The organism is Actinocatenispora comari (genome assembly GCF_017312725.1).
Lineage (GTDB): Bacteria > Actinomycetota > Actinomycetes > Mycobacteriales > Micromonosporaceae > Actinocatenispora > Actinocatenispora comari.
Map to the genome: position 1 here is coordinate 39,173 of NZ_BOPO01000049.1, position 16,271 is coordinate 55,443.

11 protein-coding genes are annotated in these 16,271 nt (G+C 71.8%); 4 read left to right on the top strand and 7 right to left on the bottom strand.

Annotated elements, in window-relative coordinates; translation table 11 throughout:
- Window positions 1-54: 54 nt before the first annotated feature.
- The 3 genes from NUM_RS14325 to NUM_RS14335 all read right to left on the bottom strand — a co-directional run bounded on the left by NUM_RS14325 (window position 55) and on the right by NUM_RS14335 (window position 3,570).
- Entirely contained in the window at window positions 55-1,314 is a 1,260-nt protein-coding gene (locus tag NUM_RS14325; RefSeq protein WP_207125330.1) for a phosphatidylserine decarboxylase, read from the bottom strand.
- Between the two features lie 73 nt (window positions 1,315-1,387).
- Window positions 1,388-1,618: a hypothetical protein gene (locus tag NUM_RS14330; RefSeq protein WP_207125331.1), complete on the bottom strand. Its 231-nt coding sequence runs from the start codon at window positions 1,616-1,618 to the stop codon at window positions 1,388-1,390.
- Window positions 1,615-3,570 carry a PspC domain-containing protein gene (locus NUM_RS14335; protein WP_207125332.1) on the bottom strand — a complete coding sequence of 652 codons (1,956 nt, stop codon included), beginning with the start codon at window positions 3,568-3,570 and terminating at the stop codon, window positions 1,615-1,617. Before NUM_RS14335 ends, NUM_RS14330 begins: the two co-directional genes overlap by 4 nt.
- 647 nt (window positions 3,571-4,217) lie before the next feature.
- Between NUM_RS14335 and NUM_RS14340 the strand changes: the two genes are divergently transcribed.
- From NUM_RS14340 to NUM_RS14350, 3 genes are all read left to right on the top strand, one after another.
- Window positions 4,218-5,537, top strand: a complete 1,320-nt coding sequence (locus NUM_RS14340) for an ATP-binding protein (protein WP_207125358.1) — start codon at window positions 4,218-4,220, stop codon at window positions 5,535-5,537.
- Window positions 5,530-6,183, top strand: coding sequence for a response regulator (locus tag NUM_RS14345; protein WP_207125333.1), 654 nt, complete (start codon window positions 5,530-5,532; stop codon window positions 6,181-6,183). The genes NUM_RS14340 and NUM_RS14345 overlap by 8 nt, the downstream gene beginning before the upstream one ends.
- Window positions 6,184-6,619: 436 nt before the next feature.
- Complete coding sequence (locus NUM_RS14350) at window positions 6,620-7,828, top strand: thioester domain-containing protein (protein ID WP_207125334.1); 1,209 nt, start codon at window positions 6,620-6,622, stop codon at window positions 7,826-7,828.
- A 92-nt stretch (window positions 7,829-7,920) separates the two neighbouring features.
- Here NUM_RS14350 and NUM_RS14355 read toward each other — a convergent pair whose 3' ends face one another.
- The 4 genes from NUM_RS14355 to NUM_RS14370 form a co-directional block, all read right to left on the bottom strand.
- The gene (locus NUM_RS14355) at window positions 7,921-8,682 is read right to left on the bottom strand and encodes a PIG-L deacetylase family protein (RefSeq protein ID WP_225918567.1); all 762 of its coding nucleotides are present in this window, start codon (window positions 8,680-8,682) and stop codon (window positions 7,921-7,923) included.
- A gap of 46 nt (window positions 8,683-8,728) precedes the next feature.
- Window positions 8,729-9,127 (bottom strand): chorismate mutase, encoded by a 399-nt coding sequence (locus tag NUM_RS14360; protein WP_207125335.1) that lies wholly within the window; start codon window positions 9,125-9,127, stop codon window positions 8,729-8,731.
- A 236-nt stretch (window positions 9,128-9,363) separates the two neighbouring features.
- A complete protein-coding gene (locus NUM_RS14365) occupies window positions 9,364-11,334 on the bottom strand; it encodes a M4 family metallopeptidase (RefSeq protein WP_225918569.1) in 1,971 nt (656 codons plus the stop codon).
- Between the two features lie 259 nt (window positions 11,335-11,593).
- Window positions 11,594-13,384, bottom strand: a complete 1,791-nt coding sequence (locus tag NUM_RS14370; RefSeq protein WP_207125337.1) for a M4 family metallopeptidase — start codon at window positions 13,382-13,384, stop codon at window positions 11,594-11,596.
- A 278-nt stretch (window positions 13,385-13,662) separates the two neighbouring features.
- Here NUM_RS14370 and pcrA point away from each other — a divergent pair, with 278 nt between their 5' ends.
- On the top strand, window positions 13,663-16,104 hold the full coding sequence (gene pcrA / locus NUM_RS14375) for a DNA helicase PcrA (RefSeq protein ID WP_207125338.1): 2,442 nt from the start codon (window positions 13,663-13,665) through the stop codon (window positions 16,102-16,104).
- Window positions 16,105-16,271: the final 167 nt, after the last annotated feature.

Sequence of the window (16,271 nt, forward strand, 5' to 3'; positions counted from 1 at the left end):
CGTCTCCCGCCGCGCGGCTCGGTGATCGACCCCCGGCCGGAGCCGGGGGCCCGGTCAGCTCGACTGCCAGCGGGCGATGACGGTGGCGCCGCCGGACACCTTGTCGCCCGGCGCCACGACGGCCTCGGCGGCACCGGCCGGCAGGTACACGTCGGTCCGGGAACCGAACCGGATCAGCCCGAACCGCTCGCCCCGGGCCAGCAGCCCGCCGACCGGCACCCGGTGCACGATCCGGCGGGCGACCAGCCCGGTCCGTTGCGCCACGACGACCGGCCCGTGCGGCGTCTCCAGCACCGTGTACGCGGCCACGTTGTGCTCGGCGGCCGCCTTCATCGCCGGTGCGTACCCGCCGGTCTCCCGGAACACCTCGATCACCCGGCCGGCCACCGGGGCCCGGTTGATGTGCACGTCCAGTACGGACAGGAAGACCGCGATCCGCAGCCACTCGCCGTCGCCGACGCCGAACTTGTCGTCGTGCAACTGCTCGACGCCGAGCACGGTGCCGTCGCTCGCCGCGACCACGGCGTCCGGGTCGGTCGGGGTGGTCCGCTGCGGGTCGCGGAAGAACGCCGCCGCCGGCACCGCGGCCAGCGCCGGGACCAGCCACAACTTCGACTTCGGCCGGGCCCGCTTGGCCAGCAGTGCCAGCCCGAGGCAGGCGACCCCGGCGGCGACCCCGTTCGAGTCCAGGTGCATCCCGCCGGTCAGCGGTACGCTGCTGGGCCGCGTCACCGGCGCCAGCCGCTCGGCGAGCGCCGGCTCGGCCGAGGTGAACCGCAGCCGGTGCACCCGCAGCGCCGGCCGGTGCCGCAGCAGCAGATCGGAGCCGACGCCGTGCCGGTCGGTCAGATCGGACAGTTCGGCCGCGGCCGGATCGGTCATCCGGGCGGCGGTGGCCACGACCAGGACGCCACCCGGCGTCACCAGCTCGCGCAGCTCGGCGAGCAGCCCGGCGGCCGCCGCGGCCGGCCCGGCCAGCGGCTGCGCCACGATCACCACGTCGCACGGCTTCGCGTCGGCGAGCGAGTCGACGACCTCGACCTGCTCCGGCCGGGTCGCGGCGATCTCGGCGACCTGCGCCGGCGCCTCGATGTCGCCGGCGTCGGCGAGCACCACCAGGCGGTCCTCGGCGGCCGTCGCGTCGAGCGCGCCGGTCAGCACCGGCGAGCCGGCCGGGACCCCGACCAGCAGCGCCGACTTCGGCCCGGGATGGCGGGTCAGCTCGGCCAGCAGTGCGCGGGCCAGCCGCGCGCTCGGCCGGGTGGTACGCAGCGGCAGCACGTCACGGCTCGCGCCGGTGCGGCTCGTGGTCATGGCGACGGGTGCTCCGTCCTGATCGGCGGGCTGACGCTGCCACCGTACCTGTGCGACGGGCCACCAGCCGCGGTCAGGTCTTGTTCCGGCCCGCCCGGACCGCGGCGAACAACCCGATCGCGCCGATCACGATCAACGACAGGGCGAGCAGCCAGCCGAACGGCAGCTCGGTCGAGGACACCTCGGCCACCAGCCACCAGCCCCCCGCGCCGAGGAAGATCAGCCCGAAGACCAGCGACAGCACGTCGGTCGGATGCGGCGCCAGCCCGCGCCGCCGCTCGGTCTCGTCGTCGTGCGGGTTCACCGGGTCACCTCCACGTCGCCGGCGTTGTCCTTGATCTGCAGCTCCAAGGTGCCGCCACCGCGCCCGTCCGGGCCGAGGTCGGTCCGTTCCTGGGTCTTGTTGTGCGGGCTCTCGACCGACTGGCCGAACAGCGTCGCGTCGCCCAGCCCGGGCTCCAGCGTCACCGTGACGTCCACGTTCGGCGGCAGCAGCACCTTCACGTCACCCACCGAGTTGTGCACGCTGACCATCTCGTGCTGTCCCGTGAAGTCCACATTGGACAGATCGAGGGTCGAGTCACCGACCGAACCGTTGTACTCCGGCCGCAACGACCGTACGTCCTGCGGTGCCCAGACGTGGTCGCCCGGGGAGAACTCCCGCGACTGCGGTGGCGCGTCCCACTGCGCGTTCTCGGAGAACCAGGCGACCGGCAGGGCCAGCGCGAACACGCAGCCCAGGATGATCAACCAGCGGGCCCGGCCGCGCCAGGCGCCGAACACCAGCCCGCCGCCGAGCACCACCAACCCGAGCGCGAAGAACGCGGACACCGGTACGTGCAGTCCGGCCGCGGCGAGCACCGCGAGCGCGCCGATCGCCAGGCACAGCACGAAGAACGTCAGCCGGCCCAGGATCGACTTCTGCTTCGGCGGTTTCGGCGGCTTCGCCCGGTACTGCGGCGGCGGGGGCGGCGGGAGCATCCCGCCGATCGGTACCTCACCGGCGCCGAGCGGGCTCGCGGTACCCGGGCCGTACGGGCCGTGCGGCGCGAACGGTGGCCGGTAGCCCGGTTGCTGCGCCGCCGTCGGCGGCACCGTGTAGTGGGGCGCCATCGGGTTGGGCGGCGTCACCCGGTATCCGGCGGTCGGTGCGGCCGCCGTCGCGGCGGCCGCCATGGCCGGATCCGGCGACGGCCGACCCGCACCGTCCGGTGCGGAGGCACCGGGTGCCCCGGTGCCGGGCACGCTGCCGGTACCGGGCGGGGCCGCGGCGTCGTCGGTGGACCGGGTCTGGTTGCGCCTGGTCAGCACCACGGCGACGACCAGCGCGACCCCCATCACCAGCACCATCGCCCGGAAGCCGCTGTTGAACACGAAGAACACCAGCGCGATGCCGGCGATCCCGAGCAGCACGGTGACCGCCGGGGAGGTCGCCGAGCGACCCCGCCCGACGAGCGACTCGACCGGCGCCGCCTGGTCGTCGTCTCGCGGCATGCACAGCCAGCCCACCACGTAGGCGAGCAGCCCGACGCCGCCGAAGAACACCAGCACGGTGAGGACCACCCGCCACAGCACCGGGTCGGTGCCGGTGGCCCGGCCGAGCCCCGCGCAGACCCCGGCCACCTTCTTGCCCTGTACCGGCCGGATCAGCTGGTGCCGGCGGGCGAAACCGGTGATCGGCGGCGGCTCGTCCGCCCAGCCGGCACCGGAGCCACCGGGCGGTGGTGGTGGCGGAGGCGTGCCGCCGCCGAACTGCCCAGCGGGCGGCGCGTCGGCGCCGGGATGACCGGTGGGCGGCGGGTTGGCGCCGAACTGCCCGGTGGGGGGTGCGTCGGCGCCGAGGTTGGTGGTGGGCGACTCGTCCGCGGCGGCAAAGCTCGTCGTCGCGGCATCCGTGGGGTAGCCGGGCGGAACGTCGTCCTCCGGCTCGTCCTCCGGCCGCGCCGGCCCGGCCACGAGCGGCTCGGTCGCCTCGGCCGGTTCGCCAGCCACCGGCCCGGTCTCCCCGAGCGACTCGGTCACCTCGGTCGACCCCGCGACCGGTCCGGTCACATCCGCCGGCTCGGCCGGGACCGTCACCCGATCGGGCCCGGCCGCCTCGGCCGGGCCGGCGGTGGCCGGGTCGGTGGCAGGCTCGGTCGCGGCGGCCGGTGGATCGCCGGCCGCCGGATCGGTACCGGCTGGCGGTGCGGTCTGGTGGTCGCCGGTGGGTGTGGTCGGCTCGCGACCGTCGCTCGGCTCGGTCTCGCGACTCATCGACGCCCCTCCTGCCCCGGAACGCATCGCCCCGTCGAGACGCTGTTGTGGGACCTCATGCCCTCGATCGTGCCCGCTGGCGGCCGGGCCAGCATCGGGGCCACGACCCTGAGTCGACCCTGACCCGCGCCGGCCCGAACGTCCGGGGTCGACCCGGTGGCCAGGGCGTTGCGCGCGTGTGAGGATCGATTCGAGTGACACGACCGCTGCGCCAGCGTGAGGAGCCGGACATCAGCCACCCGACGGGACCCGAACCCGCCGATCCGCGGCGGCAGGGTGAGCAGCCGGCGACGCCCGCCGCTGGCGGTACCAGGCCGGGGCCGTATCCGCCGCGGTGGGCGGCACAGCAGGAGCCGCCGGTACCGCCGGAAATGGCCGGTTCCGGCACCGGTCGTCCGGCCTGGTGGGGCCGGGGCCGCCCGGACGGCGGGCCCCGACCGGTCGCGTCCGCAGGGTGGCAGACCCAGCCGACCCAGGCTCAGCCGACCCAGGCCCAGCCCTGGGTTCAGCCGACCCAGAACCCGGCTCAGGCCCAGAACCAGGCCCATCGGCCGTGGCAGGCGCCTCCGGCGGGCCAACCGCGGGCGAACGGGCCCGGCCCTCGACCGGTCCAGCAGCCGGTGAGCTGGCCCGTCGGCATGCCGACGATGGCGCAGAACTGGCGCCCCCCGGTCGTACCACGCCCGCCGGCACCGGCTCCGGTGCCGACCGGCCCGCGGCTCTACCGGTCCACGAACGGCCGGGCGCTGGCCGGGGTCGCCGCCGGTATCGCCCAGCACCTCCGGGTACCGGTGCTCGCGGTGCGGATCGCGTTCGTCGTCCTGCTCGTCGCGTACGGCCTGGGCGCCATCCTGTACGCCGCGTTCTGGGCGGTGCTGCCGGTCGACCGCAGCACCCCGCCGAGCCGCCGCGACGTCGGCCAGCTGTCGGCGCTGGCGGCGCTGGCGGTCGGTCTGGTCACCCTGATCTCGGTGGCCGGCTGGGGCGGGACCGCGTTCCTGATCGGGCTGCTCGCCGCCGTGGTCGCGCTCGGGGTGGGGGTGATCTGGCACCAGGCCGACCCGGACCGGCGCCGCCGGATGGAGGACGCCGGCGTACCGGACGTGTCGAAGGTGCCGGTGCTCGGTGCGCTGAGCGGCGCGCTGGGCGACCGGCGGTCGATGATCCTGCGGTTCGGCGGCGGTGCGCTGCTGGTCGCGGTCGGCATCATCGGCCTGGTCGTGGTCACCTCGGCGCTGGCCGGCGCCCAGATCAGCTGGACCGCGCTGCTGAACGGGCTGCTGTTCGCGCTGCTCGCGGTGCTCGGCATCACGGTGGTGTTCGGTCCGATGCTGTGGCGCTCGGCCGGTGCGCTGCGCGCCGAGCGGGAGGCCCGGATCCGGGAGACCGAACGGGCCGAGATCGCCGCGATGGTGCACGACCAGGTGCTGCACACGCTCGCGCTGATCCAGCGCAACTCCTCGGACGCGCGGGAGGTGGCGCGGCTGGCCCGGGGGCAGGAACGCAGCCTGCGCAACTGGCTGTACAAGCCGACCGCGTCGCCGGCGGAGAAGCTGTCCGCCGCGCTGGAGGAGGCGTCGGCCGAGGTCGAGGACACGTACGCGATCAGCGTCGACACGGTCGTCGTCGGTGACGTGGACGTCGACTCGGACGTCGCCGCGCTCGCCGCGGCCGCCCGCGAGGCGATGGTGAACGCCGGCAAGCACGCCGGCGTCGACACCATCTCGCTGTACGCGGAGATCGAGCCCGAGCAGGTCAGCGTGTTCGTCCGGGATCGGGGTGCCGGCTTCGAGCTGGCCGAGGTGCGGGATGATCGGCACGGGGTGCAGGGCTCCATCATCGGCCGGATGCAACGGCACGGCGGCCGGGCGGAGATCCGCAGCACCCCGGGCGAGGGCACCGAGGTCCGGCTGTACCTGCCGCGCCGGTCCGACGAGGGCACGAACAAGGAGAGCGGACATGACTGACGAGAGCCGCCCGCTGCGGGTGTTCCTGGTCGACGACCACGCCATGTTCCGCGCCGGGGTCCGGGCCGAGCTCGGTACCAGGGTGTCGGTGGTGGGCGAGGCGGCCACGGTCGCCGAGGCGATCTCGTCGATCGCCGCGCACGAGCCCGACGTGGTGCTGCTCGACGTGCACATGCCCGACGGCGGCGGTCGCGCCGTGCTGGAGGCGATGCGCAAGACGCACCCGCAGGTCAAGTTCCTCGCCCTGTCGGTGTCCGACGCCGCGGAGGACGTGATCGGGCTGATCCGGGCGGGCGCCCGCGGCTACGTCACGAAGACCATCTCGGCGGAGGAGCTCGCCGCCGCGATCCGCCGGGTCGCCGAGGGCGACGCGGTGTTCAGCCCGCGGCTGGCCGGCTTCGTCCTGGACGCTTTTGCGGCCCGGCCGGACCAGCCGGTCAGCGACCCCGAGCTCGACCAGCTGACGAACCGGGAGCGCGAGGTGCTGCGGCTGCTCGCCCGTGGCTACGCGTACAAGGAGATCGCGAAGGAGCTGTTCATCTCGATCAAGACGGTCGAGACGCACGTCTCCAACGTGTTACGCAAGTTGCAGATGTCCAACCGGTACGAGCTGTCTCGCTGGGCCGCCGACCGCCGCCTGGTGTGACGCCGGTCCGACCGCATCCATCGGCGTCGATACCTCGGATGAATTGATCCGATTCCGGCTTTGTCGAGCTACGGCATCGTCGCCGTTTCCTGCTTTTCGCCCGCGCGCATTCTTCGGTTTCCGCAATGGACGATCCGTACGATGCCTGCGACGGTGACCATCCGTGTGATTGTTCGTACCGCTCCGCAACGTCATATCGTGTGTGGTGGTTGCTGATGATCGCTGTGAACTAGCTCCCCTACGGCGGGTCTTGTTCCAAACACGGGATTCGCGTAGGGTCTGGCTCGTTTTCCCCTTTTTTCCAGCAGAGCTGGTTGCCTCTGCGCGATGGACGTCGTGCCGGGGCGGCCGAGATCCTCAACCTGACATCCCGTGCCCGGCTGGCCGATCGGCCCAGCCGGGCAGTCCATCCCTCAAGCGCAGAGGAAGGCAATCAGTGTTCGCAGGAAAGAGCCGGCGTAGAGGCTTCGGCCTGCGCGCCGCGGTCGTGCTCGCCGCGACCGGCGCCCTCGTCTTCGGTGGCGCCGCCGCCGCTTCCGCCAAGGGCGATGACGGAGCCAAGCCGAACAGCTCGGTCAAGCCCAACTCCGACCTCCCGGCCGGTGTCGCGAAGATCGGCGTCAAGGGCGAGGTTCTCGTCAACACCAGCGCCGGCCGCCAGCCCACTCCGGTCGCCGAGTTCTCGTTGACGTTCACCAACGGCGACGTGCGGGATGCCTACTGCATCGACTACCACCACCCCGCAGGCAAGGGCGGCACCGAGTACACCGCCGGCAAGTGGGACACGTCGAACGTCAAGAACCTCCCGAAGATCCAGTGGATCCTCTCCAACTCCTTCCCGAACGTGAAGGACCCGGCGGAGGTGTTGAAGGCCGCCAAGGTCGACACCACCGGGATGAAGGCCAGGGAGATGGAGCTGGATGCCTTCGCGGGTACCCAGACCGCGATCTGGCACTACAGCGACGGTGTCGAACTGACCGGTCGCTACAGCGGCAGGAACGGCCTGTCCGAGGCGGACTACGCCGCGGTGAAGGCCGTGCACGACTACCTGGTCGACAACGCCCAGAAGGGCAGCGAGCCGCCGGCGCCGCAGGTGTCGATCTCGCCGAAGCAGGCCAGCGGCCACACCGGTGAGAAGGTCGGTCCGTTCACCGTCACCGCGACCGGTGTCAAGGACGTCTCGGTGACCACCGGCAACGGCCAGGTCGTCGACGCGGACGGCAAGCCGGTCACCTCGCTCGGCAACGGTGACAAGTTCTGGGTGAAGACCGACTCCGCTGGTTCGGTGACGGTGACCGCGTCCGGCAACGGCGCGCTGCCCACCGGTTCGGTGTTCATGGTCAAGGGCCACGAGAACGAGTTCCAGAAGCTGATCCTGGCCGACACCGCCACCCAGAAGGTCGGTGCGACGGTGACCGTGACGGTGACCGCGCAGCCGTCGGCCAGCCCGACCACGGCGGCGCCGTCCGCCTCGCCGTCGGAGACCAGCGCCGCGCCGGCCTCGCCGAGCGCGTCCGGTACCGCCGGTGGCGGCCTGCCGGTGACCGGTACCTCGCTGCCGATCATCATCGGCGTCGCGCTGGTGCTGCTGGTCGGTGGTGGCGCGGCCGTGTTCATGGCCCGTCGTCGTCGCCTGACGCACTGAACTGACTGAACGACGAACGGCGCCCCGGGCACTCGCCCGGGGCGCCGTTTCGTTGCCTGCTTCTTCCGTGAACGGTGGCGCAGCGTCCGTGTCTAACGGGCGATGCGGAAGGCCTCGGCGATGCGGCCGGGGGCCATGCCGGCGCGTTCGGCCTGAGCGCCGAACCGTTCCCGCAGGCCGCCGACGATCGCGTCCGGGTCGGGCAGCTGGCTGGCGTGCGAGCGCAGCGCCGCGATCTTGCGGTCGAAGGTGTCGGTGATGTCGACGAAGTGGTCCGGCTCGGGCACGCCGGAGTACCAGACCTCCGGCACGGTCCAGGCGGCCAGCCCCTCCTCGGCGAGCAGGTCCGGATGCGCGAACGGGTTCCGCGCGTCCGGGTACACCGCGTAGGTGGTGGCCTCGCCGACCGCCTGGTGGTCCGGGTGGTTCGGGCCGCCGAGCATCGACCAGCTGCGCACCGGGGAGTTGGTGAGGACCCGGTCGGGCCGGAACCGGCGGATCTGCCGGGTGATGTCGCGCCGCAGCTGGTGCGTCACGTACACCGCGCCGTCCTGGTAGCCGTCCAGGAAGTGCACCTCGTGCACGCCGACGGCGGCGGCCGCCGCCTTCTGCTCGGCCTCCCGGATCTTCGGCATCTCGGCCCGCGGGGTGTCGTCGAAGCCGCCCGCGTCGCCGCGCGTGACCAGCACGTACGCCACTTCGATGCCGGCGTCGGTCCATGCCGCGACGGTGCCGGCGGCGCCGAAGTCGATGTCGTCGGGGTGCGCGAAGACCGCGAGCACCCGCCTGACCCCGTCGTCGCCGGTCGGCCTGCCGTCTGGTTCGTTCACCGCACGATCGTCCAGTTCGCTCACGGCATGATCGTAGGAGGTGCGACCGACACGAGGCGCGCCGCCGAGGTCAGGAGGTCTCGACGCCGCGATCTCGGGAGCTCTCGGTACCGCCGAGCGGGCCGCGGCCGGCGCGCAGGATCAGCAGCGCCACCTGGGTGCCGTCCGGGCCCATGCCCTCCCGGTACCGTTCCATGATCACGCGCTCCCGGGACAGCACCAGCCGGGTACCGCCGGACGCGATGCGGGTGGCGCCGACCTCCTGCGAGGCGGCGGCGCGTTCCTGCCACAGGGCGATGATCTGCCCGTCTATCTCGTCGATGCGTCGTCGCAGCATCGAGATCCGGTCGCTCGCGGCGGGCTGGTCGGTACCGGTCTCGGGGCTGTCGGTCGGCCTTCCTCCTTCGTCGGAAGCCCGATGAGGCACGACGGCGCGATGCTCGTGGTTCGCTCGCTGAGGCTCGCTCATGGGGTGCGCTCCTGGTCCTCGGCCCGGACACCCCGCCCCGGCAGACGAAACGCCCCGGGCTCGGGGAGCCCGGGGCGTTCGTGTCGGTCTGCGGTGTGCTCAGGCGCGACCTACGGCTGCCGGGTCTCCGGTGCCATAGCCATAAAATCGCGCGTCGAACAGCACGCTGCGACTATACACGGCGCCGAGAGCGGGGCTGCCGCCCTCGGCGCCGGATCGGGAAGCTCGCTACCGGGTCAGAACTTGACCGACCAGGAGTCGAGCGTGCCGGTGTCGCCGGAGTACACGTCGGTCACCTTCAGCTTCCAGGTGCCGTCGCGCGTCTCGTCGGAGGCGTTCACCGTGTAGGTCGCGTCCACGTCGGCCGCGCTGTCGTACGGGTTGGCGTTTTTCAGCCGGGCCGTGTCGCCCTTCGGCGAGATCAGGTCGATCTGCAGGTCACCACGGTACGAGTGGCTGATGTGCACGGTGATCGTGGTGTTGGCGGTGGCGCTGCCGGCGCAGTCGGCCACGGCGATCGAACTGGTCACCGAACCGCCGTCCGGGATGTCCTGCGGCGCGGCGCTGGTCACCGTGTCGCAGTCGTCCCCGCCGCCGGGCGGCGGCGTCGTCGGGTCGGTCGGGTCCGGCGTGCCGTCGCACGGCGCGTCGTTGCCGGTCACGCTGACCGCGGACCACGCGGACTGGGTCGCCTGGTACTCGGCGCTGCACTGGCCGTACAGGTCGGTCGCGGCCTTCAGGGTGTCCTGGCGGGCCTGCGCGTAGGTCTCGGTGGAGACCATGTAGGCGTCCAGGGCGTGGTACCAGATGTTCGCGGCCTTGTCCCGCCCGATGCCGGTGACGGTCGAGTTGTTGCAGGTCGGGCTGTTGCCGTACTGGGTGTCTCCGCTGCCCTCGGCGAGCAGGAAGAACAGGTGGTTGCCGACACCCGACGAGTAGTGCGGGTCGGACTGCGGTACGGCCGAGGACCAGCAGTCGTAGGACGCACCGTCCAGCGACGGGTGGTACATGTACCGCAGCGGGGTCCCGTCACCGTTGATGTCGATCTTCTCGCCGATGTCGTAGTCGCCCGGGTCCTCGCTGTTGTTGGCGTAGAACTCGACCATGGTGCCGAAGATGTCGCTGTTGGCCTCGTTGATGCCGCCGACGTCGCCGGAGTAGCCCAGGTCGGCCAGCGCCTCGGACACGCCGTGGGACATCTCGTGGCCGGCGACGTCGATCTCGACGAGCGGGGCGTTGTTGCCCTCGCCGTCGCCGTACGTCATCTGCTGGCCGTCCCAGAAGGCGTTGACGTAGTTGTCGCCGTAGTGCACCCGGGACGGCACACCCTTGCCGTCGCCGAAGATGCCGTTGCGGCCCTGCTTCTCCTTGTAGTAGTCGAACGTCATCGCGGCGCCGTACGCCACGTCGACGCCGGCGGTGGCGCGGTCGGAGTTGCTGCCGTTGCCCCACTTGTTGTCCGAGTCGGTCAGCGTGGTGCAGGTGCCGCTCTCGGTGTTGTTCAGGTCGCAGGTGTAGCCGTTGCCGTGCGACGGGTCGACCATCTCGTAGCCGCTGCCGGACTGGGTGGTGTCCAGGTCGACGGTGCCGACGAACAGGCCCTGCCCGGTACCGGCGACGTTCTCGACCTCGTCCCAGGAGCGGATGGTCCTGCCGGTGTCGGCGTCGACCAGCACGTGCGCCTTGCTCGGGGTCTGCCCGTCGGCCTGGTAGCCGGTCACCACGGTCTCGTACGCGAGAACCGGCGTACCGGCGGTCGCGTCCACCACGAGCTTCGGGTCGCCGACCGCGGTGACCTTGCCCTGGTGGTCGGCCCGGGAGGTCTTCGCGGCCGCGGCCGCACCGACCTTCGCGCTGGTGTCGACGTCGATGGTGTGGTGCTGCGCCACGGTCACCCCGGCGTACGAGCCGCCCGGCGCGTTGTGCACGACGAAGTCACCGCCGTAGACGGGCATCCCGTGGTACGTGCGGGTGTAGCGGACGTGGGTCGCGCCGCTCGGGTCGGTGACGACCCGGCGGACCTTGAAGTTGTCGGAGCTGGACGCGTGGATCGCGCTGCGGTGTGCGGTCAGCGCGCTGTTGGCCGTACTGATGGCCTGCGCCCGGCTGGGGATCACCGGTCCTGCTTGTGCAGACGCGGCCAACCCGGCGCCGATGCCTCCGGCGACGAGTACCGCGGCGCCCGCGGCGGCGAGGGTCTTTCTCACCCTGAGCCTCCCAGACTTTGAGGGGTGCGTGACTGTTGTCACGGAAGGCGGTATAACAGGGCATTTGGACCGGCGTAAAGGCACTCTTAATTGGCTTTTAAGATTGATGCTCATAATTAGGTAGAATTACCCACAACCATGACCGAACCGATCGGCCGTACGACCCACAGTCACCCCGGGCACGGCGATGGCCCCGGCACTCGCCGGGGCCATCGCATTCAGCGGGGTCGATCTCCGGATCCGAACCCGGAGGCGCCGGTCAGCAGTCGCCGACCTTCTGCCAGACCGCCCAGGAACCGGCCTCGCCCGGCGCCGCGCCGGTCGACCACCAGACCGCCTTCCACAGGCTGCCGTCGTACGAGACCTCGTCGTCCGGCTCGTACCCCGTGCTGGCATCCCACGCCGACACGCCACCGCAGCCCTGGTTCGGCGGCGGGGTGGGCGACGAGGTGTCCGTCGGTGAGGTGGTCGGCTGCCCGCCGCACGGCTGGTCGTTGCCGGTCACGCTGACCGCCGACCACGCCGCCTGGGTCGCCTGGTACTCGGCGCTGCACTGCCCGTACAGGTCGGTCGCGGCCTTCAGGGTGTCCTGCCGCGCCTGCTTGTACGTCTCGGTGGAGATCATGTACGCGTCCAGCGCGTGGTACCAGATCGCCGCCGCCTTGTCCTTGCCGATGCCGGTGACCGTCGAGCCGTTGCAGGTCGGGCTGGTGCCGTACTGCGAGCTACCGCTGCCCTCGGCGAGCAGGTAGAACAGGTGGTTGCCGACGCCCGACGAGTAGTGCGGGTCGGACTGCGGCACCGCCGAGGACCAGCAGTCGAACGACGAGCCGTCCAGCGACGGCTGGTACATGTAGCGCAGCGGCCGGCCGCCGAAGTTCGCCGAGATCATCTCGCCGATGGTGAAGTCGCCCGGGTCGCCAGGGCTGTTGGCGTAGAACTCGACCATGGTGCCGAAGATGTCGCTGTTGGCCTCGTTGATGCCGCCGACGTCACCGGAGTAGCCCAGGTCGGCGAGCGCCTGCGAGACGCCGTGCGACATCTCGTGGCCGGCCACGTCCAGCGCGATCAGCGGGTACTGGTTGCCCTGGCCGTCGCCGTAGGTCATCGACGAGCCGTCCCAGAACGCGTTCACGTACCCGTTGCCGTAGTGCACCTTCGACGGGACCCCGCGGCCGTCGCCGAAGATGCCGTTCCGGCCGTAGGTCTCCCGGTAGAAGTCGAACGTCTTGGCCGCGCCGAAGTGCGCGTCCACCGCGGCGCTGGCCCGGTCGGACTGGCTGCCGTTGCCCCAGTCGTTGTCCGGGTCGGTGAAGATCGAGCAGCTGCCGCTCTCCGACCCGTACATGTCGCAGGTGTAGCCGTTGCCGTGCGACGGGTCCTGCAGCTGGTAGCCGCCGCCGGACTGGGTGGTGTCGATGTTGACGGTGCCGACGTACAGGCCGTGGCCGGTGCCGGTGACCGTCTCCACCTCCTCCCAGGACCGGATCGTCTTGCCGGTGTTCGCGTCCACCAGCACGTGTTCCCTGCTCGGCGTCTGCTTGTCCGCCTGGAAGCCGCGCACCACCACGTCGTACGCCAGCTCCGGCCGGCTCCGGGTGGCGTCCACGACCAGGTCCGGGTCGGAGACCGCGGTGACCTTCCCGTCGTGGTCGGCGCGCGCGGTCCTCGCCGCCGCGGCGGCCCTGATCTTCGCGGTGGTGGACACGTCGATGGTGGCGTGCTGTGCCACGTCGACGCCGGCGTAGCCGCCACCGGGCGCGTTGTGCACGACGAGGTCGCCGCCGTAGACGGGCAGCCCGTGGTACGTGCGGGTGTAGCGGACGTGGGTGGCGCCGGTGGGATCGGTGACGACCCGGCGGACCTTGAAGGCGTCGGCCGTCGAGGCGTGTACCGCGGCGTGGTGCGCGGCGAGCGAATCGTCGGCGCGGGCGATGGCCGCCGATCTCGTCGGTACCGCGGGTTTGGCCGAGGCGGTGGCCGCGATGCCGGCGGTGATCCCGCCGGCGACGAGGACCGCTGCGCCGACCGCGGCGAGCGTTCTCTTCACGTGTTCCTCCCTGCGTGGGGGTAGCAAGGCCCGGTCCGCGAGGGTGCGCGGACAGGCCGGGGAGAGGTGCGTGCGCGGCGCCGCGCTGACGCGACGTTAGTAAAGATTCCTGCCAGTACGGTAGGTATCCGACTGGCGGGTAAATGTCACGATGCGGGAACGCGCCGGTCGGCCCCGGCCACGGTGGGCCCGACGTCGGCGCCGGGCGACCGTCCACGCCCGGTGTCGGGTGGTCGCGCCGCGAGTGGTGTCGGTGCCCCGGCATAGACTCGGTCGCGATGCACGCACTCTTCGAGATCCCACCGGTCCAGCCCGCCTCGTCGGCCCGTCGGCCGCCCGCCACCGACCCCGACGAGCTGTTGCGCGGGCTCAACGCGCAGCAGCGGGCGGCGGTCGTGCACGCCGGTTCGCCGCTGCTGATCGTGGCCGGCGCCGGCTCCGGCAAGACCCGCGTGCTGACCCACCGGATCGCCTACCTGCTCGCCGCGCGGGACGTGACGCCCGGCCAGATCATGGCGATCACGTTCACCAACAAGGCGGCCGGCGAGATGCGCGAGCGGGTCGCCGGCCTGGTCGGCCCGCGCGGCCGGCGGATGTGGGTGTCCACCTTCCACTCCGCCTGCGTGCGGATCCTGCGCGCCGAGCACGAGCACGCCGGGCTGAAGTCGACCTTCTCCATCTACGACGCGGACGACTCGCGCCGGCTGATGCAGCTGGTGGCCCGCGAGCTCGACCTCGACCCGAAGCGCTACCCGGCCCGGTCGCTCGCCGCCCAGGTGTCCAACCTGAAGAACGAGCTGGTCGACGAGTCGACGTTCGCGGCCCGGGCGTCCGGCCCGGCCGAGCGGGCACTGTCCGAGGCCTACACGTCCTACCAGCAGCGGCTGCGGCAGGCGCACGCGCTCGACTTCGACGACCTGATCATGACCACGGTGCGGCTGCTGCAGACGTTCCCCGACGTCGCCGAGCACTACCACCGGCGGTTCCGGCACATCCTGGTGGACGAGTACCAGGACACCAACCATGCCCAGTACGTGCTGATCAAGGAGCTGGTGGGCGGCGGCAGCGGGAGCCTGCCGGAGTCGGTGGACGACGACGGCGAGCCGGTGCCGCCGGCCGAGCTGTGCGTGGTCGGCGACGCGGACCAGTCGATCTACGCGTTCCGCGGCGCGACGATCCGCAACATCATGGAGTTCGAGCGCGACTTCCCGACCGCCGAGACGATCCTGCTGGAGCAGAACTACCGCTCCACCCAGACGATCCTCAACGCGGCCAACCGGGTGATCGAGCGCAACACCGAGCGCAAGCCCAAGAACCTCTGGTCCGACTCCGGCACCGGCGAGAAGATCGTCGGCTACGTCGCGGACAACGAGCACGACGAGGCCGACTGGGTGGCCAAGGAGATCGACCGGCTGGTCGACGACGAGGGGTACAAGCCGGCCGACGTCGCCGTCTTCTACCGCACCAACGCGCAGTCGCGGGTCTTCGAGGACATCTTCATCCGCTTCGGCGTGCCGTACAAGGTGGTCGGCGGGGTTCGGTTCTACGAGCGCAAGGAGGTCCGGGACGCGCTGGCCTACCTGCGGGCGATCGCCAACCCGGACGACGTGGTCAGCGTCCGGCGCATCCTGAACACCCCGCGCCGGGGCATCGGCGAGCGGGCCGAGGCGTGCGTGGATGCGTTGGCCGGCAAGGAGAACATCTCGTTCGGTGCCGCGCTGGAGCGGGCCGGCGAGGCGGTCGGCATCTCCTCGCGCGCGGTGAAGGGCATCGGTGACTTCACCGCGATCATGGCCGAGGTGCGCCAGATGGCCGCCACCGAGCCGCCGGAAGACGTGCTGGAGGCGGTGCTCGCCCGGTCCGGTTACCTGGCCGAGCTGGAGGAGAGCGACGATCCGCAGGACGCCGGCCGGGTGGAGAACCTGCAGGAGCTCGTCAGCGTCGCCCGGGAGTACACCGAGCGGATCGAGCGCGCCGCCGCGGCCGGCGAGGACGACGACGCGGCCGGCGAGGAGATCGAGGAGACGCCGTCGCTGGCCGGGTTCCTGGAGCAGGTGGCGCTGGTCGCCGACGCGGACGAGATCCCCGACGGCGACGGCGAGCAGTCCGGGGTGGTCACCCTGATGACGCTGCACACCGCGAAGGGGCTGGAGTTCCCGGTGGTGTTCCTGACCGGGATGGAGGACGGCGTCTTCCCGCACATGCGGTCCATGGGTGACAAGCGCGAGCTGGAGGAGGAGCGCCGGCTCGCCTACGTCGGGATCACCCGGGCCCGGCAGCGGCTGTACATCTCGCGGGCCGTCACACGCTCGGCGTGGGGGCAGCCGCAGTACAACCCGGAGTCGCGGTTCGTGCCCGAGCTGCCGACCGAGCTGATCGACTGGAAGCGCACCGCCGACGCGTACACCAGCTGGACCCGGGGCGGGGTCGGCCGGGGTGAGTCGGCGCAGTATCGCGGGCCGAGCAGCGAGCTGACCAGCGGGCCGAAGAGCAAGGCGCTGGCCGACAAGCTGGGGCTGGATCCGAAGCTGGTCGGCGCGGCCAGCGAGCTGCGGCAGGTGCCGTCGCTGTCCCCGGGTGACCGGGTCAACCACGACCGGCACGGTCTCGGCCGGGTGGTGGCGGTGCAGGGGTCCGGGCCGCGGGCCCAGGCGCAGATCGACTTCGGTGACCAGACGATGTGGATCGTGCTGCGGCACGCCCCGATCCAGAAGCTCTGACCCGAACCGGCGTGCCGGGCCGGCCGCGCGGCGCGAGCGATATCACCGCGCCGGCACGCCGGCGGGCGGTTATGCTGGGCCCATGCAGGACTTGGTGCATCACAATCTCGTGGTGAATTCCGCCGCGGCCGCGCGAGCTGCCAGCTCGCCGGCCGCCGAGTAGCTCC